Origin of the sequence: Virgibacillus sp. M23 (genome assembly GCF_034190895.1) — a bacterium.
GTDB lineage: Bacteria > Bacillota > Bacilli > Bacillales > Amphibacillaceae > Virgibacillus > Virgibacillus salarius.
On sequence record NZ_JAWDHA010000029.1, the window covers coordinates 1 to 23,727 of the forward strand.

Genomic DNA, 23,727 nt, shown 5'->3' on the forward strand with positions numbered 1-23,727 from the left:
TTCATAGTGAGACCTCTCCTTGGTATTTATTAATTTCGGGGTCAATGCGCATTGACACCCTGTACTATACCAAGGGGGCTCTTTTTTGTTCAACCCTCAAATTTCTTCATTACAGGAATGCTCCTATCACGTAAAAATTTTTTATTATGCTTGCTTACTCAATCCACACATAACTTAATACTTTCTATAGATAAATAATGACAGCTACTTTTATGTACCTATTTTCTGCTTTCAAAGAATCTAGACCTGATATTTATTCAAGAGGGCAAGATTCTGGAATAAGCTCGAAACAAAATACATAAACATTCGTATATGAAACTATGAGAAAAAACGATTTATAAATATGAGGCCACTGAAAATGTTATGATTTTTCAGTGAAACTTGAAGTTTGTTATAAAAAAGACGACTCAAATTCTTTTTAAAAATTTAGAGTCGTCTTTTTACTAATTTATCTATTATATTTTGCTTATTTTTAACCCATTAGCTTCAATATCCGTTTTAGATTTACGGTAAATATAGCCATGGCTCCTTGCATTTCCATGCCAACTAGACCCGAGGATTTTGAAACATCATACTCGTGTCTATGTTTTAATTCACTATTTTTAGCTTCAATTTTATAGCGTTCTTTTGATTTTTCTTTAAAATAATCTGTTTCCTGGAACTTTGCCTGTTCGCTATGTTCATCTGATTTAATACTTACGGAATAGCTCTTACTTTTAGCTCCAGGTTTGGAACATCCTTCTTTACATGGACAAACTTTACATTTTTTAATGTCAAAATAGTATGTATCTACTTGGTTTTTAGCGACACCTTTTGTTCCTTGACGAGCTTTTCGTATTGCCATATGACCTGCCTTACAAACGTACATTCCCGCATCTTTGTTGAACTCAAATTCATCGTCTTTTTTTCGATTACCCTGTGAAACAGCAGGGTTTAATTTAGCTACTAACTTCATTTCATTTTCATTGGCATATTCAATATTTCCCTTTTCAGAATAAGCTGCATCTCCAATTACTGTTTTTACTTCCATGCCAGCTTCTTTACTTTTTTCAATAAGTATTTCTAATTGTTTTCCATCATTTTTTTCACCAGTTGTAATCGTAGCTGCCGTGATGATTCTTTCTTCACTCATCGCTATATGTGTTTTATAGCCAAAGAAAGATGTATCTTTCGTTTTGTGGCCAATTTTCGCATCTTCATCAGCAGAGATTCGTAAATGTTCGATGTCATCATTTACGTTTTCTTTTAATAGGTTTAATTTCTCTTTAACTTTCGGATATTCGGAAATCGTTTCCTCATTTTTAATCACATCCATTAGTTTTTGACAATATTCAATTTCATCTTCCAGCTTATTCGTTGTCGATTTAGATGGGAATTTTTTCTTCATGGATTCATCGATCTCATAAACACATTTTCGAAGTTTCTTGGAGCGATCCATCAGTATTTCCTTTGGTGATTTTTGATTATAACGGGCCTTTGAATGGGTGGCGTCAACAATAATAGAATTGCTTTTTATAATTTTCTTTTCGATGGCAATTTCCACGGATTTATTAATTAACATATTCAATAAATTTTTGTCTTTTAAACGTAATTTACGGAACTTGGTTAGAGAACTTGGCTCCATCACGGATTCTTCTGGAGCCATACCAAGAAAATATTTAAAGGACATGTCATATTTGGAACGCTCTACAATGTCCACATCAGATAAATCATAGATTGTTTTTAGAAGTAAATATTTAAACATACGGATTGGATCAATGGCATTCCTACCAGTTGTATGACAGTATTTATCGTTTAATTCATCATATATAAAAGAAAAATCTACTAACTCATTAAGCTTTCGTAAAACATTATCCTTAGGTACAACCAGATCATAAATTTCCGAATATGCACTTAATATTATTGATTGTTGTTTTTGTATCATTGTATCCACCCGCTCCATCTTAGTACTTTTATTGTAACTAAAAAAAGATATGAATCCCATAATAAAATGGAAATCATATCTTTTTTGGACTTTTTCAGTGGCCTCATAAATACATGGAGTTTTTTTACTATAGGGAACGAATTATTCTAAGGAGGGGCTTAATATTTTTGATTGTCCGCTTTCTTGACAGTGGCCTAATCAAATTATTTGCTTTATCTAACCCCTATTCTGTTAAATTTTTATAAAAAGTAGGTATTGGGAGGTTAAATGTTGAGTAAGAGTACAAGTTCTGCGCTAATTACTGGAGTGTTATTAATAGCCGGGATGGTTGTAGGTATATTTAGTGTTGTTCCTGTTATAGATGAAGCAAACTACATTGTCAATGCTTTTACATATAAAAACCAAGTACTAATAGGAGCGTTTTTCCAGTTGTTAATGATTGTTGCATACGTTGGTATTCCTATTTTAATGTATCCGATACTAAGTAAGCATAATAAAGGTTTGGCTCTTGGGTCTGTAGCCTTTGGCATTATTGCGGGTGTGTTCATTATAATTGGTGTATTCATTCTTCTGTTACTATTGACATTAAGCCATGAATTTACAAAAGTTGGAGCAATGGATATATCGTATTTTCAGTCCTTAGGTGAATTGTTACAGACAGGATGTGATTTGGTGAACCATGTGGCAACGACCCTGGCTTTTACTTTGGCTATGCTCTTATTTAACTGCATATTTTGCCAAACAAAACTTGTTCCACGTTGGTTGTCAGTTTGGGGTATTATTGGATCTACATTGTCCATATTGGCAAGCTTATTATTTATGATTTACTTCATCGGTTTGGATGCAACCTACATGATACTAAACATTCCAATAGCCTTTCATCAACTGGTTTTGGCTATATGGTTAATTGTTAAAGGATTCAACCCAACGGTACAGGATTCAGTATCAAATTAATATAAAGGCTCTAGACAAAGAAGTGTAACTAAAATGATTCAATCAGAAAATTTTTAAAAAAACAGCAAGTGCATATGATTAATTAGAAGGATGAACAGACTTACTCAAAATTTCCTAGAGAACTTAGTGTTGTTCCTTTTAATCTATCCGCACATCAATAATGCTTTTTATAAGTAAATATGGTCCGGCTACTTTAATGTGTTTTATTTCAATACAATGCCACCTTCTTTTAACTTCTCTCGACAGTAATTATAAGAAGATGTTTTTATGTATGTTTAAATTTTTCCAAACCATTAGTTTCCTTCCTGCTTTTCATACCACATTTGATAAACATAAATGACATTGGCAACTATTGTCATTATTAATAACATTAGGATTTCTGACAAGTTCCCTGTAACAATTTCAACTTCCCTCATCCATGGAACTAAAGCATATACAAACATCCCATCCAAAATTAAATTAGTTACAAAATATACCCAAAACTTCCGAAAAGTAAAATGAAAGATCCATATGGTTGCAACCCAATATGCGCTGAACACTAAAGGAGCAGGTGTTATTTTATCCCAAGAAAAAAGGGATTTATCGTATTTCCACCAGTTTTGTGTCCAGGCAATCTCATACAAAATAACATTTATGACTGTTACAAAAAGCGCGACTGATATATATCTTCGAATAACAGAACGATCTAAAAAAAATAAAGATATGAATGGCAAAATAAAAACAGCCCAAAAAGTGATTTGAATCATTAGTAAAACAACATCCTTTTCTAAATATTTGATATATAGAATGCATATACTTGCACCAATTTATGCATTGACTATAAAAAATAAAAGAGGAATTTTATGAATATGAAATAAACGATAAGAACGTTCTCGATAGGTGATTTTATGAAAGAGAAATGACTAAGATTGTTATGGAGAAGTAAATTATGAAACGAATTTTGAATTGAAGGATGGTTTCGTGGATCAGTTAAGAAGACTAGAAAATGAAAATCCTCGCTGATCCTTAGTTTTTGCACACTAATACCTTTATGTATATAATGTAAAAGCTCCTGCTGTGAGGGGTGTTTTAGTTTGTTTGATATGACGTTATATTCTTTAAAAATTTTATTCTTTAAATAGATTGGCAGGAATTTGAGAACTTTTATAGAAATATAATTTAATCATAAAAGGGCAGTAAGTTACTATAAAAGCCGTAGTGGTAAAGAACCGACAATAAATTTTTGTAAAAACAAATTCCGTTACCCATAGAGAGGTGATAACTAATTAATATTTCTGCATCCAAAGGAATATGAACATGGAGAATTCTTAGATAAAATTTCTTTATCTGAATCACCCAAAGGATTGGTTATAAAAGTTGAAAATGAAAATAGAATATTTAGCTTTATATATGATCAATCAGAATTCGGGAATTTTGTACTTGCAATTCGTCTTATAGATGAAATGAAAGCGAGCTATTTATTAGAAGCAGCCAGTATAGCTAGGGAAGACTATTTTGGAGATAACAAGCAAAATTGGTATCTATATAAAACAACAAAATCCGAATTTATAAAATGGTTTGATAATTTACACGGACCAGGAACTGACATTGACAATATCGAACATCAAATTATTTCTACATCAGAAACTACATTTGAGATATTAAGTAAATATGAACCTATCGTAAAAGTGGAATTGAAATAAAACGCCATTTCATTTGAATTTAGTGCTTTCCAGAAATAATGGTGATCATATGCCTGTGAATTCACTCTTTAAGAAAAATATTAAGCCAAGCTAGATCGCCTAATTTTCCTATTCATTCTCTCAGATACACGCACATTGTTTTACTTATGGAAGCTAGAAAGACTAGGCAATGGCAGCTATCAAATTACTGCAGATGTCTCTTCTCATATTTCCAAAAAGCTAGATGAACAATCAATATGAGTCTTATTTCAATGAAATCAATACATAATTTTCAAAATAAAAGTGGGGCGTTTGTGAGTAAGGTAAAATATGAACGATTAAAAACCGTTTTAAAAAACTCCTCAACACATTATGTGCTAAGGAGTTAATCAATCTTAATACGTGCTCAAGTATTGTTCACGTTCCCAAGGATGCACTTGTGTTTTGAACATATCCCATTCGATTTCTTTTGCTTCTACAAAATGTTCGAAAAGATGTTCACCTAGAGAGTTAACAATTACTTGGTTTTTCTTCAATTCTTCTAAAGCACCTGCAAGTGTGCTTGGTAAATCTTGAATTCCATTTTCTTCACGCTCTTCCTTCGTCATAACATAAATATTACGATCTACTGCTGCAGGTGGTGTCATTGATTTTTCAATACCATCTAATCCAGCTGCCAATAAAGAAGATAGAGCTAGATAAGGATTTGCAGATGGATCTACACTGCGAGCTTCAACACGTGTGCTAATTCCTCGAGAGTTTGGAATACGCATTAGACAGCTTCGATTAGAGCCAGACCAAGCAATATAGCTAGGGGCTTCATAGCCAGGAACTAATCGTTTATAAGAGTTTACTGTTGGATTGGTAACAGCCGTAAAGCTATTAGCATGCTTAATAACACCTGCAATAAATTGATATGCAGTCTCACTTAACTCCATATCGCCATTTTTGTCATAGAATGCATTTTCGCCATTTTTGAAAAGTGACATATTTACATGCATTCCGGATCCGTTTACACCGAATAACGGTTTAGGCATGAATGTCGCATGTAGATTATGCTTTCTAGCAATGGTTTTCACCACTAACTTAAATGTTTGAATATCATCTGCATGTTTTACAGCATCAGAATATTTGAAATCTATTTCGTGTTGGCCGGGGGCAACTTCATGGTGGGAAGCTTCAATTTCAAAGCCCATCTCTTCTAACTCAAGTACGATATCTCTTCGGCAATTTTCGCCTAAATCAGTAGGTGCCAAATCAAAATATCCACCATGGTCATTTAATTCTAGAGAAGGTTCGCCTTTTTCATCTAATTTGAATAAGAAGAATTCCGGTTCCGTACCGATATTAAATGCATCAAATCCAAGTTCTTCCATTTTCTTCAGGTTTCTCTTTAGATTATATCTTGGATCGCCTTCAAAAGGAGTACCATCTGTCTTATAAATATCACAAATAAAACGTGCTACTTTCCCTTTTTCAGAAGTCCACGGGAACACAACAAATGTATCTAAGTCCGGATATAAATACATATCTGACTCTTCAATTCGAACAAATCCCTCAATTGAAGACCCGTCAAACATCATTTTATTATCAAGTGCCTTGTCTAGCTGACTTAGTGGGATTTCCACATTTTTAATTGTTCCAAGCATATCCGTAAATTGTAAACGAATAAAACGAACGTTTTCCTCTTTAATTTGCTTTAGAATCTCTTCCCTAGTAAAGCTTTTTCCCATTCTTTCTCCTCCTATGAACTATATTTTTTATTTGAATAGAAAAACAGTTCTATAACATACTGTTAACACACTTGTTTTCCTAAACCTTATGGATGATTGGTAAAAAATCGTGACAGCTCTCCTTGCCGTAAATTTGCTTTTCCGTGTCTGCCAGGTTCCTTTAACTCGTTTCTTAAAATTCTGCGGAGATCTTTCTCGCTTAAATCTGATGATTCAGACGATTTTTTGCCTACTTCTTTCTTTTCTTGTCCTTCACTCAATAGCAGCTTGATACCAGCGATATTTAAGCCTTTATCCAATAAATCTTTTATTTCTAATAACCTATCTACATCATGAAAAGAAAATAATCGCTGATTACCACTTGTTCTTTCTGGGTGAATTAATTCATGTTCTTCATAATATCTTATTTGTCTTGCTGTTAATTCTGTCAATTTAATAACAATGCCAATTCCAAATAAGGGCATGGAACGACGATCCTGATCATTCAATTCATGACCCCCTCATCATTAATTCTATTTTATTATATGTTATGTAAAATAACATGTCAATAATATGTTAGGTTTTCTAACATAAAAAAGGCGTTTAAAACATAACGCCCTTTGCCATGGATATACCCTACTTTATAGGGTTTTAATCATCACTTTTTAATTTTTTTAACGATTCAACGAGTGCTATTTTAACGTGTGCATAGGTTAAACCACCCTGCACAAATGCAATATAAGGTGGGCGTAGTGGTCCATCCGCTGATAATTCAATACTGGCTCCCTGTATAAATGTTCCGGCTGCCATAATGACCTCATCTTCATAGCCTGGCATTTCACTTGGGTAAGGCTTTACATAGGAATTAACCGGCGAATTTTCTTGAATTGCCTGACAGAAGGTAATCATTTGCTCTCTATCCTGAAAGGTAACCGATTGAATTAAATCTGTTCGTTTCGCTTGGAAGCTTGGTGATGTATTATATCCAGCAAGCTCCATGATCCGTGAAGTAAAAATAGCCCCCTTTAATGCTTCACCAACAACATGTGGCGCAAGGAAAAAACCTTGATACATTTCATGTAATGTATCCAATGTAGCTCCTGTTTCTTTACCTAACCCTGGTGCGGTTAAACGATTAGCGCATTGCTGGATTAGATCACTTCTACCAGCAATATATCCCCCTGCTCTAGCTAAACCACCTCCAGGATTTTTAATAAGTGAGCCGGCAATAATATCTGCACCAACATGAAGTGGTTCTTTCTCTTCAACAAATTCCCCATAACAGTTGTCCACAAATACGATAGCATCCGAATCAATTTCTTTTATAAAATGAATCATCTCACTAATCTGAGTAAGGGTAAAGGACGGGCGATCATCATAGCCTTTTGACCGTTGAATGCCAATTACTTTTGGATTTGAAATCATAGCCTCCCTTACCCCAACAAAGTCAATACTACCGTTACTCATTAGATCCACTTTATTATAGGAAATATGAAAATCACGGAGAGAACCAGTATTTGTACCTCTTATACCAATTACTTCTTCTAACGTATCATATGGCTTCCCAGTTATGTATAATATTTCATCGCCTGGTCGCAGCATCCCAAATAGTGTAGTCGTAATGGCATGGGTCCCTGATACAATTTGTGGTCTGACGAGTGCATCTTCTCCACCAAAAACATCAGCATAGATCCGCTCTAAAACTTCCCTACCTAAATCATCATATCCATAACCGCTGGTTGAATTAAAATGTGAATCACTTACTCGATATTTTCTAAATGCATCTAAAACTCTTTTTTGATTCGTTTCTACGATATGACTAACATTTCTATGCTGCTCTGCACAGTCAAATTCTGCCTGTTTAATTAACTGTTCAATCATTTGCTGTCTTTACTCCTCTAATATACGATTTAATGGATGATCATGACGCATATATCCATAAACTTGAAATATATTTGTCATTTCATCGAATATTTTATGTTCTACAATGGTTTCTTTTTCTAATTGATGGATAAGCTTACCTTGATCAGGATCTAACTTTACGTTATACCGCTGCCACGCTTCCTTCAATAAACGTTCGATAGTTGATACTAATCGAACGACATCTGATGACTCATATGCACTTATAACAAGATGCGGCTGATTGATTGGAATAACATCCTGCTTAAGTAAATCCTTTTTATTATAAACCGTTAGCATTGGAATCGATTGTGCATTTAATTCTTTAAGTAATTGCATAACGGTATCCTGTTGTTGATCCTGATCCGGATGAGAGCCATCTACAACATGTAATAAGAAGTCCGCTTCAGTTACTTCCTCTAGCGTAGATTTGAATGCTGCAATTAAAGCTGTTGGCAAATCTTGTAGAAAGCCGACGGTATCCGTTATAAGCACTTGTAGCCCTGCAGGTAATTGGATTTTCCGCGTTAGCGGATCTAAAGTTGCAAACAATTGATCTTCTTCTAAAGAATTACTATGTGTTAATCGATTAAACAAAGTGGATTTTCCAGCGTTTGTATAACCAACAATGGCTATTTGAAAGACATCCTTAGTTTTCCTCCGCTTCCGATATTGTTCACGCTGCTTTACGACTGTTTCTAAACGCTTTTTAATATCATAAATCCGCCTGCGTATATGGCGCTGATCCGTCTCTAACTTTGTTTCACCAGGACCTCTAGTTCCAATACCTGCACCTAGTCTAGACATTTCAACTCCTTGACCTCGGAGTCTCGGTAGCGCATATTCTAGCTGTGCAAGCTCTACCTGCAGTTTTCCTTCTTTTGTTCTTGCTCGCATAGCAAAAATGTCCAAAATTAATTGGCTTCGATCGATAATTCGAACACCTAATAAGCTTGCCAAATTTCTTAATTGGCCAGCAGACAGCTCATCATTTGATATAACTAAATCAATATCTAGTTCATCAATTATCGAACGAATTTCCTTTATCTTTCCAGATCCAATATATGTAGCAGGGTGGATTCGATCCCGCTTTTGCGTCATAATTTGTTTTACATCTCCACCAGCAGTATGGCTTAAAGATGTGAGTTCTTGAAGCGAAGAGGCGAACCGCTCTTCATCTTGATTTGGCTTTTTTACAGCAATTACTACGATTTTTTCATCTGCCACAAACAGAACCTCTTTCCTTTCAGCTTCTTTGTTAGATATTTTAGTGGCTGTTCACCTTTTCTATCTTATCAAACAATTCTATAATAACAAAATTACATGGCGTTAATTTGTAAATCTTTAGCAGTTAAATGAATCAAATCATCAGGTGTAAAGTGCTCATTTGCCAATAACCGCATTGCATGCATCCGAATCGAATTTTCAATCACATTTCGAACATATCTAGCATTGGCAAAGTTTCTATTGTATTCTTTCGTTTTCATATATAAATGAGCCTTTAATTCTAATTCAGCTTCCCTTGTCAATTGGTAATCTCGTTCAACAGCCATACGCTTCGCAATAGACAGCAACTGACCTGCTTCATAATTCTTAAAATCTAAAATAAAGGGAAACCTTGATTGTAAGCCAGGATTTAGAGTTAGAAAACGCTCCATCTCATATGGATAACCTGCTAATATCAAGACAAAATCATGCTGATTATCCTCCATGTGTTTTACTAATGTATCAATTGCTTCCTTTCCGAAATCCTTCTCCCCACCTCTTGCCAGCGAATACGCCTCATCAATAAACAAAACTCCGCCTTGCGCTTTTTGGATAATGGATCGCGTTTTTTGTGCAGTTTGCCCAATATATTCCCCTACTAGATCCGCTCTTTCAGCCTCTATACAATGTCCTTTTGTTAATAAATTCATTTCAAAATACAACTTAGCTAGCTTTCTAGCTACGGTTGTTTTTCCTGTACCGGGGTTTCCTTTAAATAGCATATGCAGAACTTGCTTTGTATCTTGTAAGCCAAGCTCCCTTCTCTTTTCATTGATAACAACAGTGGCATAGATTTCTTTGATTCGTTCTTTTAATTCATTCATACCCACAAATGATGAAAATGCCTGATCAATATGTTTAAAAGGATTGTTTTTGAATCCTTTTTCTAAATTACGTTTCGTTGATACTGCAGACTTTCTTTCTTGTAAAATGATATTTACTTGCCCGTTTTTATTCCTAATCATTTGTGTTTCCATGTCATCACCCCTCAGTCATTTTAGTATACGCACATATGAAAAAGGTGTGACATTTGCCCATAAAAAGGACTGCTTTTAATCGAATAAAATATTCAACCAATAGAAAATGTTGGAAAATAGGATTGTTTTGATTATAGTAGCATTTATGAATATAAGAGTAAATTTAGTAAACTTTGAAACCAAATCCTTGAGTTGGAAAGTTTTAAGAAACGAAACTGATCTGTTTATATTTCTCATGTTAACGATTCGTATTTCAACTTTCTCAGATTGCCTTTAAAAATGTAGCAATTGCATCGATACCGATATTCTTTTCCCCAGCTCTTACCACTATGTCTCATCAATAAACGATAGGGAGCTATCCCAAGAGATAGCTCCCTATCTATACAACTAGAAAATACGCCATTCACGACTACCTACCACACACGAGCAAGCCTACTCCATGCAGGTTTCAAACGAACACTCTTCCTTCAGTAGCCCCTTATAAATTCCAGTCGTTGTATTTTAATGTACCTTATGTGACATCCCAGTTTTTATTGTTATTCCTTGTCCAATTCAACATTTTTAACTGGGGAAAAGGTAGAAATAGCGTGTTTGAAAATTAATTGCTGCTTACCGTCTGTTTCCATTAAAACTGTAAAATTATCAAACGCTTTTATGATTCCTCGCAATTGAAAACCATTTGTCAAAAATACAGTAACCGAAATATGATTTTTCCTCAGCTGATTTAAATATTGGTCTTGAATATTCACGGTTTGCGCCATAATACTTCCTCCTCATTTCTGTCTATATATAATATTTTCTACCTATCTTTTAAGAATCCTGCAAGATCATCTAAAATATTTCTAAATTTTTCATTAATTGTGTCAGAAGATAACGAATACCATGTAACATTCATTTTATTTCTAAACCATGTATATTGCCGTTTCGCATATCTTCGAGAATTTCGTTTCAATAAACAAATAGCATCTTCCAATGATTGTTCTCCACGGAGATAAGGAATAAATTCTTTATAACCGATCGCCCGCATGGCTTGTGTATCCCCATAGCCCTGTATATATAAGCGATTAACTTCTTCTAGTAACCCTTGTTCTATCATTGAATCAACACGTTGATTAATACGGGTATACAGCGTTTCTCTTTCCATTTCCAGTCCAATTAACTTTATATCATAAGGTGAGTCTAACTCCTGTAGTTCTTGATATTCAGACATTGTAGTTCCTGTTGTTTCATAGATTTCAAGTGCACGTATCACGCGTCGATGATTATTGGGATGAATTTTGGCTGCTTGTTTTGGATCGATTTTCTTTAAACGTGCATATAAAGGGTCAATTCCCTTCGTATGTAATTCGTTTTCCAGCCTTTTCGTAACTGTTTCATCTTTTTTATGTGATGGAAAGTTATAGTTATACAATGCTGCTTGAATATATAAGCCGCTCCCACCAACTATAATTGGCAGCATACCATCCGCTGTGATCGTTTCAATATACATGTTAACATGTTTCTTAAAGTCAGCGGCTGAAAATGCTTCATCTGGATTTTTTATATCAATCATATAATGCGGAATCCCTTGCATCTCTTCCGCCGTTATTTTTGCCGTCCCAATATCCATCCCTTGATAAACCTGCATGGAGTCACCGCTGATGATTGCCCCGTGATATTCTTTTGCAATTGAAATACTTAATTTTGTTTTACCTACTGCTGTAGGTCCAACAATTGCAATAACCTTTTTTTTCATTAGTATTCCCCTAATTGTATATCTTTATTCATAAGCTATGTAAGCTTTTGACATCCAAATGTATTTTTCTAATTTGGCTTGTATTGAAATCAACAGATCCTCAGTTGGTGCATCCTCGTGATCTCTAGCCTCTATTAACCCCTCTTTGCGAATTTCAGCTATCAGTTGCTGAAAATCATGAATCAACTGCTCCATCATTTCATTTTCTTTGTCGTCTGCATTCGCCTCTTCTAGCGTCGCTTCCTTCACATACTTCATCATTGTTGCTAAGGGCTTTCCTTCAATCATAAGAATTCGCTCTGCTATCTTATCTAAATCTTGCGCAACATCCTCATACATTTCTTCAAACTGTGCATGTAGTTGAAAGAAATGCCTTCCTTGAACAAACCAATGGTATCGATGTAATTTTACATATAAAACAAAATAATTAGAAAGCAATTGATTAAGAAACTGTATGAGCTTTTGATTTTCCATAATACACACACCTCTCTTATTTTTTTTAGTATGAGCGAGGTGTGGTTATCTTTATACATATTACATGACACGTTTGAACATTTTTTCTAATTCATAGGTGGAAAAATGTACGATAATAGGTCTTCCATGTGGACATGTAAACGGATCCTCCGTATTACGTAAATCCTCAAGCAAATGATACATCTCATCTTGATTTAGATAGTGATTAGCTTTTATGGAACGCTTGCACGACATTAAAATAGCAGCATCTTCCCGTATCTTTTCGACATTTACTTTTTCTTCATTCATTATTTGATCAACCATTTCACGAATAACTTCTTCTTCAAACCCATTCGGAAACCAAACTGGATGTGAACGAATAATATATGTTTGATGACCAAAAGACTCAAAAAACAGCCCTGCTTGTTTTAATTCTTCCTTATATTGTTCAATCCAAATCGACTCTTCCTTCGAAAAATCAAAGGTTAATGGTATCAGAAGCTCTTGAGATTCGTTTATCGGCTTTCCAAGCTTGCGTTTAAAAAACTCATACTTTACTCTCTCTTGCGCTGCATGCTGATCGACCATGTACAATCCATTTTCATTTTGGGCTAAGATATATGTGCCTTGTAGCTGGCCAATCGGATACATAACTGGTACACGTCGAATATGTTGAGTAGCTTCAAGCCTGTCTTCTACTTCTGGAACTGTTGGCGACTTCTCTGCACTATTCTCCGCTTTCGATGTAACCTGTTCTATTTGCAAATCAGGTTGCAAGTCTTCCGTTTCTTGTTCCGCTTCAGGAGTAGATACTTGATGAATAGGTTGCTGACCTTCGTAAATTTTTTCATTGCTCCAAGCTTGCTTACGCGGCTTTTCAATTTGGTCATTAAACGATAAAGAATCCTGTACTGTTTTTTCTCGTACGATCGGCTTTTGTTGGATTTCAGGAATTAAGGTAATATCTTTAAACTTACTTTTTATCGTGTTTTCAATGGCAGTAAATAATTCTTTGTCCTTACTAAAGCGAACCTCCAATTTTGTCGGGTGTACGTTTACATCGACTAATATAGGGTCCATTTGAATGGTTAGGACAACAATTGGTGATCTGCCAATCGGCAATAACGTATGATAAGCTCTAAGAATAGCCTGATTTAACGGAATGCTTTTGATATACCTACCATTAATGATGGTGGACATATAATTTCGAGATGCCCTTGTTACTTCAGGTTTAGCTATATATCCTTCAATAGAGAAATCTAATGTTTTATGATTTACATAGAGCATTTGCTTCGCTACATTCATACCATAAACTTGGGATATTACCTGTAACAAGTCTCCTGTACCTGCTGTCTTAAACAAACCCTTTCCATTATGTGTTACTTCAAAGCGAACCTCCGGGTGGGATAATGCCAAGCGGTTAAGCAAATCCGTTATATGCCCTAACTCTGTGTGAATCGTCTTCATATATTTTAATCTAGCTGGAGTATTAAAAAATAAATCACTTACTGTTATTTCTGAACCCTTTCTCGCCGCTGTTTTCTTTTTCTCCGCTACCTTCCCACCATCTAAAACTAACAAAGTACCCGCTTCATCTCCTGTGGAAGTTTGAACGGTTAGTTTACTAACAGAAGCAATACTAGCAAGAGCCTCCCCGCGGAACCCCAATGTTTTCACGTGGAATAGATCTGTTTCATTTTTTATTTTACTCGTTGCATGACGAAGAAATGCTCTTTCACAATCGGCTTCAGTCATCCCTTCACCATTATCCGTTACTTTTATTTCTTGAAGCCCTGCCTCCATAATCTCAATTTTAATCCATGTACTGTTTGCATCAATACTGTTCTCAACCAGTTCTTTCACTACAGAAGCAGGTCGTTCCACAACTTCGCCAGCAGCTATCTTATTTGCAAGTGCCTCTGGCATTTGTATGATCTTCATGCAAACAATCCTTTCTACATTATTTTTTAATCATTTTCTGTAAGCGATATAATTCATTCATTGCATCCATCGGTGTCATGTCAAACAAATCGATTGCTTTTAATTCCTCTATAACTGGACTTTCCACTTTTGCCTTCGAACTACTGGCTTTATTTGGTGCTTCCGCTTCAGTAAATAGTGATAGCTGTCCAGTAGAATTTGTTTCTTGTGCGGAGGGCAACGAAGTAGGCTTTGCCCCTTTACCTTCTAATTCGTTTAATATTTCACTTGCCCGTTCAATTAACGGGTTTGGTAAATCTGCTAATTTAGCAACATGAATACCATAGCTTTCATCTGCGGCACCTTGTTTAATCTGATGCAGAAAGACAACATTTCCTTCGTATTCCTCAGCACGTACGTGAATATTTTTCAAATTTGCTAACGTGTTCTCTAATGCAGTCAGTTCGTGATAGTGCGTAGAAAATAGGGTTTTTGCATGAATATGGTTATGAATGTATTCGATAATCGCTTGTGCAAGTGCCATACCATCATACGTGCTTGTCCCACGACCAATTTCATCAAGTAAAATTAAACTTTTATCCGTAGCATTTGCGATTGCATGATTTGCTTCAAGCATTTCTACCATAAATGTACTTTGCCCTGCTACGAGATCATCAGCAGCGCCAATTCTAGTAAATATTTGATCAAATAATGTCAATTCAGCAGATTCACACGGTACAAAACAACCGATCTGCCCCATAATTACGGTTAATGCCAGCTGCCGCATATACGTACTCTTCCCTGACATATTCGGTCCCGTTATTAATAAGATATTATTTTCCTCATCAAGATCAATATTATTCGGAACAAACGAGCCTTCCTTCATGACCTGCTCGATCACGGGATGTCTACTTTGTCTAATATGCAATTGGTGGTTCATTGCAAATGTAGGCCTCACATAGTTATTTGCTTCGCTTACCGTAGCAAATCCTTGAAGGACGTCAATATGACTGATGGCATCAGCCAAGCGCTGTAATTCCGGTATATATGCTTTCATCTGATCACGAATCTCTATAAATAGCTGATATTCCAGTTCTACACTTTTTTCTTCTGCTTCCAGGATTAGCTGCTCTTTTTCCTTTAATTCAGGGGTTATAAATCGTTCTGCATTTGTTAATGTTTGTTTTCTATGATATCTACCTTCAGGCAGTAAATGTAAATTTGCTTTTGTAACTTCAATATAATATCCAAATACACGATTATAACCAATTTTCAATGACTTAATATTTGTTTCCTGTTTCTCCTTTTGCTCTAATGCCGCAATCCATTGCTTGCCATTTCTAGAAGCATCCTTATACGTATCTAATTGTTGGTGATAACCATCCTTAATGATCCCTCCTTCTTTTACAGAAATCGGTGGATCATCTACTAAACTTTTATCTAATAAATCAACAATATGTGTAGGATAATAAAAGTTTTGTGCAAGCCTTTGAATCTCAGGCTGTGAAAATTGCTCTAAAAGAGCTTTAAGATGTGGTATTTTTTTCAATGATTCTCGTAATTGAATAAGATCTCTTGCGTTCACATTCCCGAATGCTATTCTTCCAGCGAGTCGTTCTAAATCGTATACGGATTTCAGTATTTCTCGCAAATCATCTCTTTCCATAAATTGCTGATACAAACCATCTACGATCTCTAAACGTTCTTCAATAAGCGTTCGATTCAATAACGGCCTTTCCAGCCATTTTTTTACCATCCGAGAGCCCATTGCTGTTACTGTCTTATCCAATACCCAGAGTAAGCTACCACGCTTTTCTTTTTTCATCATTGTTTCCGTAAGCTCTAGGTTGCGCTTTGAGTACATATCCAATGAGAGATAGTTATCTAATTCAATAAGTTCTGCTTGCTGCATGTGATCAAGCGAACGCTTTTGCGTGTGTTGAATATAATTTAACAATCTGCTAAAAGCATTTAAAAGCCGTTCATCATGAAGGTTATTACATAAATCACGATATTCCGCATTAAAGGTTACTTCATCTTGATAGGATAGCGTCACCTTTAACCTTTCACGCAATTGAGTTTGTAAATCCTCATCTAATTTAGAGGAAACTACAATTTCTCGAATTGGCTGGTTATACAATTCATGTATGACTCCACTCCAATCCGTTTCGAATAGTGCAATCCGATTCTCTCCAGTTGATAGATCACTATAAACAACAACATAGCTATTTTCAAAATGAGAAAGACTAGCAATGAAATTATTTTCCTTTTCATTTAGCATGTTTTTCTCCATGACTGTTCCGGGAGTTATTAATTGAATTACTTCTCGCTTTACAACTCCTTTAGCAACTTTCGGATCTTCTACTTGTTCACATATTGCAACCTTATATCCCTTTTCTACTAGAATTTTTATGTAATTTTCTGCTGAGTGGTATGGCACGCCGCACATCGGAATTGGATCATCACTATTCGAATCTCTTTTGGTTAGTGTAATCTCTAGCTCTCTTGCCGCTAATACAGCATCGTCAAAAAACATCTCATAAAAATCACCGAGTCGAAAGAAGAGAAATGCATCTTTATGTTCTGCTTTAATTCTTAAATATTGTTCCATCATTGGTGTTTGCTTTGCCATGTTTTATCCCCCAAAAAGCACAATTATTCTTTTGTCATTATAGCATACAATAGGTTTGCGATACGATAAATCTATTTGTATTTACATTCATGCCTAATTTAGCTATTTTACAAAAAAAATTACGAGGAATATAATCCCCCGTAATTTTTTTAATCCTTCTTATCAAGAAAATCTGGCTCTACACTATCTAATTCATCATCTGTTAATTCAAAATCCCAACTATCACTGTCATCATCATCAAATTTTTCACGCTTTGGATCAACTCTTACAGCAATTTTGGTATCACCAATTACCTGCACAATAAATTCCCTTTCAATTTCCACCACAATTTTATGCCCTTTATTCGCAATATTACACTCTAAACAATTTGGTTGCTGTACGACCTTAGCAATAACATCAAAGTCATCGTTTAGGCAATGATCATCCTTTACGGAAAGAGGAATAATATCGCAATACGTTACTCTTTCTGTTATTGCTTCTGTTTTCGTATTATCATTATACGAATACCAAATATTAATGTCATAGCTACCATTAACTTCAACAGTGTCTTCTGACTTTTTCTTAGCATTGTACAGGTGGTTAATTACCCAGCACCCCAAAATACTAGAAGGTCTATGTGATGGCGAAATGGAATGTGATGCTTGCGTGAATTTGCGACCTTTTCCACATACCGCTTTCGTAATGATCTCTCTATATTCTTTATCTAGAAAAGTCATAATTACCTTTACCTCCTCTTTTTTCATAGTCATTTTATGCAAGACAAATACCTAAAGTGCATAGCTATTTATGAAAAGGAGGAAAGTTATGTAGGAATTTTACATACGAAATCAGACAGGAAATCATTTCCCTGTCTGATTGTCATTAATGACTACAGCCAGATTTGTTTTTCAATTTCGACCCTGTTTCTCCTGCCAAAATATCGCCACCAGTTGACTGAATAACATTATTCGTAACTTCTCTGGCGATGGTTCCAGTTACGAGTTGTAATACATCGTTCACGACAACTTGTGTTTCTTTGAATTCTTGAACAACTGGTATCGCATCGATTTCAGCTTGAAAGATATCGATTTGCTCTTCAACTTTCTTTAATGCTTCCTTTTTATCATAAGCCTGTAAGTTGACAGCTTGCTTCTGTAGTGCCTTTATTTTTGTAATAAGCTGCTGCACTTTCTTATTCTCATTTATTTTAGCTTCTACTTGTTTAAAGCGATCTATTTCTGCTGTATTTGCAAGCATACTTGCTAATTTTTTTGCTTCCTCAAGTACTTGTTTACGAGTATATTCTGCCATGCTATTCCACCTCAACCATTTTTTCTACCATTATACCATTTAATGACCACGTTTTCGCTTCTGTTACTTTTACTTCAACTATCTTACCAATTGCAGATTTCGGTCCTTTAAAGTTCACTAGCTTGTTTTTCTCTGTATAGCCAGCGAGAACATTTGGATCTTTCTTACTCTCACCTTCAACAAGAACCTTAACAACCCTATCTTGGTATGTTTTCATTGAAGCAGCAGATTGTTTGTTAACAAGCTCATTTAAGCGATATAAACGTTGTTTTTTCACTTCCTCAGGTACATCATCTTTTTTACGTGCTGCAGGTGTGCCCTCTCTTGGTGAATAAATAAATGTGTAGGCAGCTTCAAAGCCAACCTCTTCCACTAAACTCATCGTTTCTTCAAATTGTTCCTCTGTCTCATTTGGGAAGCCAACTATGATATCAGTTGTTAATGTAGCATTTGGCATTGCTTCTCGAATCTTACGAACAAGCTCCAAGTAAGATTCTCTTGTGTATTTTCGATTCATTTTTTTCAATATTTCACTGCTTCCTGATTGAACAGGCAGATGAATATGATCAAGCAGATTTCCACCTTGAGCAAGTACTTCGATTAATCGATCATCAAAATCTCTAGGGTGTGATGTCGTAAATCGAACTCTCGGTATGTCAATACGATGAAGATCATCCATTAAGTCTCCAAGCCCATAAGTAATATCATCAAAATCCTTTCCATAGGCATTTACATTTTGACCTAATAACGTAACTTCTTGATATCCTTGAGCAGCCAAATGACGAACCTCTTGAATAATATCCTCAGGCCTTCGACTTCGCTCCTTTCCGCGTGTCATTGGAACAATACAATACGTACAAAACTTGTCACAGCCATACATAATGTTAACCCACGCTTTAATTTTACCTTTTCTGGCCTTCGGAAGATTTTCAATAACATCTCCTTCTTTAGACCATACTTCTACAATCTTTTCTTTGCCAAACATGGCTTCTTTCACAAGGTGTGGTAGGCGATGAATATTATGCGTACCAAATATTAAGTCTACGTGCTGGTGTTTCTTTAAAATTCGGTTTACCACTGACTCCTCTTGAGACATACAACCACATACTCCAAGTATGAGATCTGGCTTTTCTAATTTTAATGGCTTCAAATGACCGATTTCACCGAACACTTTGTTTTCTGCATTTTCTCTTATTGCGCAAGTGTTAAGAAGTATAATATCCGCTTCATTTGTATCCGAAGTGGATTCATACCCCATTTCCGTTAAAATTCCAGCCATCACTTCTGTATCATGTTCATTCATTTGACAACCGTATGTACGTATTAAAAACTTCTTTCCTTCACCAATTTTCTCCATGTCTTCTGGGATAGCAAAATCATAATGAACATTAATCTTGTCCCGGCCACGTTTTCGTGCCTTATTTAGGTTAGGTGGTTCATAGGTAGTTTCAAAGTATTTTGCAAAATCAGCACTTGTTTTTTCACTTAACGGTTTATCCTGTCCGGATTTTCTGTCCGCGGCATCCAGCTGTTTAATTTGCGCTTGTTGTTTACGCTGTTCTTCGTTCATCTTTATGCTCCTCTCTATCATTCAATCATCGCAAATAAGTCCAATTATTATAGTATAATGCTTCGCACTTATTTTAACAATATCTATCCGTTTCCCGCCACTAAAAACTTCTTTCTGACAGTGAAAGATTACGAAATATGTCACTCTTTTATAGCATAGTCAAAACAAATAAAATGAAACTTCAATCAGTGGAGGTGATTTGTTCATCACTTAGTACCACAAGGGTATGACCTTAAGGACTTTGAACCAATCGGACATTTACTGGCAAACGGTCCCCCACTTACATAATGGTTTCACTTTATTCTTTGAAGTAGGATATTACTGCCAGTTATATATGAGCTAAATATGAAATCACATGAATCAAATTTCATCATGCCAAGCAGAAATGATCTGCTTGCTATTAATGGGACACAGTTGGTACCCTTCTCTCGTTCTATCTAATCTTCTTGAAAGAAAAAGTAAAACAGAACAAAAGTGAAAGCACCCGATTAGAAGCGTAGCGGCTGGAGCGAGCCGACGGAGATAAAAGAATCACGATTGAATTTGCAAGTCGATGATGACTTAGATTAGGACGATTCGTGAAGTAGCCTCGTTTCTGGGCGCTGGAGCTCAACATTCTCATAGTTATCCACATGGGCAAACTTTATAATTTCCTATAATTTTCTAGACAATAAAAAAGTGCTACGCTTTACGTAACACTCTAATCTTCGTAATTCAGCTTATCATGCTAACGAGGTTCTACGATTAATTTAATTGCTGTACGTTCTTCATCATCAATTAAAATATCAGTAAATGCCGGAATACAGATGAGGTCAACTCCACTTGGTGCAACAAATCCTCTAGCAATTGCTACTGCCTTTACAGCTTGATTTAATGCACCAGCGCCTATCGCTTGAATTTCTGCTGAGCCGCGTTCTCTTAAAACATTCGCAAGTGCACCTGCTACTGAATTGGGATTTGATTTTGCTGACACCTTTAATACTTCCATTACTAGTACCTCCTTCATTAACTATTATAGTTCTATTGCTACTATATTCCTGGAGATGTTAGCTTATTACCCTATTATGCATTAATAATTCGAAACATTCAAATAATCAATAAATAAACGGATGATCATCATTTATTAGAATGCGCTCCACCTTTGTTGCTTTCCCACTTTTATCATCAATCGTAACGAAAAAACCATTTAACTGACTTCTTCCCTTTTTTGTAATTTCAAAACGTACAGGCATGGAAGTTAAAAACCGTTGGATCACCGCTTCTTTCTCTACGCCTAATATTCCATCATACGGGCCCGTCATCCCTACATCGGATATATATGCAGTACCACCAGGCAATATGCGTTCATCAGCGGTTTGTGTATGCGTATGAGTACCAACGACTGCACTAGCACGACCATCTACATACCATCCTAATGCCTGTTTTTCACTAGTTGCTTCGCCATGAAAATCTATAAAAATTATATTTGTTCGTTTTTTAGCTTCCTCTATTAATTGATCTGCTTTAGTAAACGGATCATCACTAGGTGGAAGGAATGTCCTTCCTTGTAAATTCATAACAGCGACTTCAATTCCATTAATATTTACATAAATAATTCCTTTTCCAGGATTATTTTCCGGAAAGTTCGCTGGACGGATCATATTCTTAGCATCGTCTATAAAATCATATATTTCCCGCTTATCCCATGTATGGTTTCCCATTGTAACAACTTGGGCTCCCCACTCCAGAAATTGTTTATAAATTTTTTCAGTTATTCCTTTACCTGATGCTGCATTTTCCCCATTAACAATAGTAAGATTTGGTCGATATTTCTCTTTTAACTTAGGCAAATATTCCTGTACCATATTTCTACCTGGAGAGCCAACGATATCTCCAATAAATAAAATTTTCATTAATCTTATCATCCTATCCTTTTGATTACTTTAAGTCTTTCATACCGTGTTTATCTTGTCAAAATTTCTAGTCATTATGTAAGGAAAAATATGCAGTCATCCTTAAAATACGCAAAATAAAAAGCGGTCTATGACCACTTTTTATTTTGCATATTCAACAGCTCTCGTTTCCCTGATTACCGTTACTTTAATATGACCTGGGTAATCAAGTTCTCCTTCAATTCGCTTGCGGATGTCCCGTGCGATTCGAACGGATTCTACATCATCGATTTCATCAGGCTTTACCATAATGCGAATTTCTCTTCCCGCCTGAATAGCAAATGATTTTTCCACTCCAGTGAACGATTCAGAAATCTCTTCTAATTTCTCTAATCGCTTAATATAATTTTCCAACGTTTCACTTCTAGCACCAGGTCTTGCTGCAGATAGCGCGTCCGCTGCAGCAACCAATACTGAGATAATGGAAGTAGGCTCTTCATCGCCATGGTGAGAAGCTATCGAATTAATGACAACCTCATGTTCCTTATATTTCATTGCAAGTTCTTTACCAATTTCGACGTGACTTCCTTCCACTTCATGATCTATTGCTTTACCAATATCATGGAGTAGTCCCGCTCTTCTTGCCAATGTTTCATCTTCACCTAGTTCAGCAGCAAGCAATCCAGAAAGGTATGCAACCTCAGTTGAATGCTTCAATACATTTTGTCCATAGCTTGTACGATATTTTAATCTACCAAGAATCTTTATTAAGTCTGGATGTAAGCCATGCACACCTACTTCAAACGTTGTTTCTTCACCAATCTCACGTATATATTCATCTACGTCGCGTCTCGCCTTATCTACCATTTCCTCTATTCGTGCTGGATGAATTCTTCCATCTTGTACGAGTTTTTCTAAAGCGAGGCGAGCTGTTTCTCTTCTAATCGGATCAAATCCAGATAAAATTACTGCTTCTGGAGTATCATCAATAATTAAATCAATACCTGTCAGCGTTTCTAGCGTACGAATATTCCGCCCTTCACGACCAATAATTCGTCCTTTCATTTCATCATTAGGAAGGTTAACAACTGAGACGGTTGTTTCAGCAACGTGGTCAGCAGCACAGCGTTGTAAAGCTAACGATAGGATGCTTTTGGCTTTTTTATCTGCTTCTTCTTTTGCGCGATTCTCAGCCTCTTTTATTAATAATGCTGATTCATGCGCAACTTCTTGTTCGATTCTTTCAAGAATAATTTGTCTAGCCTGGTCTGTTGTATATCCTGAAATGCGTTCAAGCTCGGTTTGCTGCTCTTGTAATGTAGCTTCCACTTTGCTTTCCATTTCTTCAATTTGTTGTTGTTTTTCTGTTAACGACTGTTCTTTCCTCTCTAACATAAGCTCACGCTTGTCTAGTGTTTCACTTTTTCTGTCCAGATTTTCTTCTTTTTGCATCAGACGATTTTCTTGCTTTTGTACTTCGTTACGTCGTTCACGAAGTTCATCTTCGGTCTGTTGGCGAAGTTTATGATTTTCATCCTTCGCTTCAAGAAGCGCCTCTTTTTTGGAGGCATCTGCATTCCGATGTGCCTCATCAACGATTTGTTTAGCTAATGTTTCAGCACTAGAAATTTTAGCTTCAGCAATAGATTTACGAATCAGATAACCAACAACAATACCGACGATTAGGATTCCAAGCAAAATGGAGATGAGTAAAAGACTGTCCATGATTTCACCTCCTATTGCTATAAAGTTGTACAATTAAATTATTGTCGGCATGTAGCATTTTCAATGCGTGAAAACAATAAAATATATCATTGAAATGATAAATCTATACAGTATTAATTTTAATTGTGTAGAATGCGA

Annotated in this window: 20 protein-coding genes; 2 read left to right on the plus strand and 18 right to left on the minus strand. The window is 35.7% G+C overall.

What is annotated here, in order from left to right:
• Positions 1-472: 472 nt before the first annotated feature.
• A complete protein-coding gene (locus RVS70_RS12315) occupies positions 473-1,924 on the minus strand; it encodes an IS1182 family transposase (protein WP_321133497.1) in 1,452 nt (483 codons plus the stop codon).
• A gap of 267 nt (positions 1,925-2,191) precedes the next feature.
• Between RVS70_RS12315 and RVS70_RS12320 the strand changes: the two genes are divergently transcribed.
• The gene (locus tag RVS70_RS12320; RefSeq protein ID WP_321133499.1) at positions 2,192-2,878 is read left to right on the plus strand and encodes a DUF4386 domain-containing protein; all 687 of its coding nucleotides are present in this window, start codon (positions 2,192-2,194) and stop codon (positions 2,876-2,878) included.
• Positions 2,879-3,171: 293 nt separating this feature from the next.
• Here RVS70_RS12320 and RVS70_RS12325 read toward each other — a convergent pair whose 3' ends face one another.
• Positions 3,172-3,624, minus strand: a complete 453-nt coding sequence (locus tag RVS70_RS12325) for a hypothetical protein (RefSeq protein ID WP_321133501.1) — start codon at positions 3,622-3,624, stop codon at positions 3,172-3,174.
• 597 nt (positions 3,625-4,221) lie between these two features.
• Between RVS70_RS12325 and RVS70_RS12330 the strand changes: the two genes are divergently transcribed.
• Positions 4,222-4,560, plus strand: a complete 339-nt coding sequence (locus RVS70_RS12330) for a hypothetical protein (protein WP_321133503.1) — start codon at positions 4,222-4,224, stop codon at positions 4,558-4,560.
• A gap of 374 nt (positions 4,561-4,934) precedes the next feature.
• On the opposite strand, the gene glnA is transcribed toward RVS70_RS12330, so the two are convergent.
• From glnA to rny, 16 genes are all read right to left on the minus strand, one after another.
• A complete protein-coding gene (gene glnA / locus RVS70_RS12335) occupies positions 4,935-6,272 on the minus strand; it encodes a type I glutamate--ammonia ligase (protein ID WP_026680978.1) in 1,338 nt (445 codons plus the stop codon).
• Positions 6,273-6,358: 86 nt separating this feature from the next.
• Positions 6,359-6,736: a MerR family transcriptional regulator gene (locus RVS70_RS12340; RefSeq protein WP_121605904.1), complete on the minus strand. Its 378-nt coding sequence runs from the start codon at positions 6,734-6,736 to the stop codon at positions 6,359-6,361.
• A 166-nt stretch (positions 6,737-6,902) separates the two neighbouring features.
• On the minus strand, positions 6,903-8,132 hold the full coding sequence (locus RVS70_RS12345; protein ID WP_321133506.1) for a methionine gamma-lyase family protein: 1,230 nt from the start codon (positions 8,130-8,132) through the stop codon (positions 6,903-6,905).
• A 9-nt stretch (positions 8,133-8,141) separates the two neighbouring features.
• Entirely contained in the window at positions 8,142-9,377 is a 1,236-nt protein-coding gene (gene hflX / locus RVS70_RS12350) for a GTPase HflX (RefSeq protein WP_166530907.1), read from the minus strand.
• A gap of 92 nt (positions 9,378-9,469) precedes the next feature.
• A complete protein-coding gene (locus tag RVS70_RS12355) occupies positions 9,470-10,393 on the minus strand; it encodes an AAA family ATPase (RefSeq protein WP_205388592.1) in 924 nt (307 codons plus the stop codon).
• Between the two features lie 536 nt (positions 10,394-10,929).
• The gene (gene hfq / locus RVS70_RS12360) at positions 10,930-11,154 is read right to left on the minus strand and encodes an RNA chaperone Hfq (RefSeq protein ID WP_026680973.1); all 225 of its coding nucleotides are present in this window, start codon (positions 11,152-11,154) and stop codon (positions 10,930-10,932) included.
• Between the two features lie 38 nt (positions 11,155-11,192).
• Complete coding sequence (miaA, locus tag RVS70_RS12365; RefSeq protein WP_026680972.1) at positions 11,193-12,128, minus strand: tRNA (adenosine(37)-N6)-dimethylallyltransferase MiaA; 936 nt, start codon at positions 12,126-12,128, stop codon at positions 11,193-11,195.
• Between the two features lie 24 nt (positions 12,129-12,152).
• Positions 12,153-12,602 (minus strand): Dps family protein, encoded by a 450-nt coding sequence (locus RVS70_RS12370; RefSeq protein ID WP_026680971.1) that lies wholly within the window; start codon positions 12,600-12,602, stop codon positions 12,153-12,155.
• 60 nt (positions 12,603-12,662) lie between these two features.
• Positions 12,663-14,522 carry a DNA mismatch repair endonuclease MutL gene (gene mutL, locus RVS70_RS12375; protein ID WP_321133511.1) on the minus strand — a complete coding sequence of 620 codons (1,860 nt, stop codon included), beginning with the start codon at positions 14,520-14,522 and terminating at the stop codon, positions 12,663-12,665.
• Between the two features lie 19 nt (positions 14,523-14,541).
• On the minus strand, positions 14,542-17,133 hold the full coding sequence (mutS, locus tag RVS70_RS12380; protein WP_321133513.1) for a DNA mismatch repair protein MutS: 2,592 nt from the start codon (positions 17,131-17,133) through the stop codon (positions 14,542-14,544).
• A 149-nt stretch (positions 17,134-17,282) separates the two neighbouring features.
• Positions 17,283-17,849, minus strand: coding sequence for an outer spore coat protein CotE (locus tag RVS70_RS12385; RefSeq protein ID WP_026680968.1), 567 nt, complete (start codon positions 17,847-17,849; stop codon positions 17,283-17,285).
• Positions 17,850-17,994: 145 nt separating this feature from the next.
• Positions 17,995-18,423, minus strand: coding sequence for a RicAFT regulatory complex protein RicA family protein (locus tag RVS70_RS12390; protein ID WP_026680967.1), 429 nt, complete (start codon positions 18,421-18,423; stop codon positions 17,995-17,997).
• Between the two features lies 1 nt (position 18,424).
• Entirely contained in the window at positions 18,425-19,993 is a 1,569-nt protein-coding gene (miaB, locus tag RVS70_RS12395; protein ID WP_121605201.1) for a tRNA (N6-isopentenyl adenosine(37)-C2)-methylthiotransferase MiaB, read from the minus strand.
• Positions 19,994-20,720: 727 nt separating this feature from the next.
• The gene (locus RVS70_RS12400; RefSeq protein WP_021291504.1) at positions 20,721-20,981 is read right to left on the minus strand and encodes a stage V sporulation protein S; all 261 of its coding nucleotides are present in this window, start codon (positions 20,979-20,981) and stop codon (positions 20,721-20,723) included.
• A 106-nt stretch (positions 20,982-21,087) separates the two neighbouring features.
• Positions 21,088-21,885 (minus strand): TIGR00282 family metallophosphoesterase, encoded by a 798-nt coding sequence (locus RVS70_RS12405; protein ID WP_121605202.1) that lies wholly within the window; start codon positions 21,883-21,885, stop codon positions 21,088-21,090.
• Positions 21,886-22,026: 141 nt separating this feature from the next.
• Positions 22,027-23,589, minus strand: a complete 1,563-nt coding sequence (rny, locus tag RVS70_RS12410; protein WP_026680965.1) for a ribonuclease Y — start codon at positions 23,587-23,589, stop codon at positions 22,027-22,029.
• Positions 23,590-23,727: the final 138 nt, after the last annotated feature.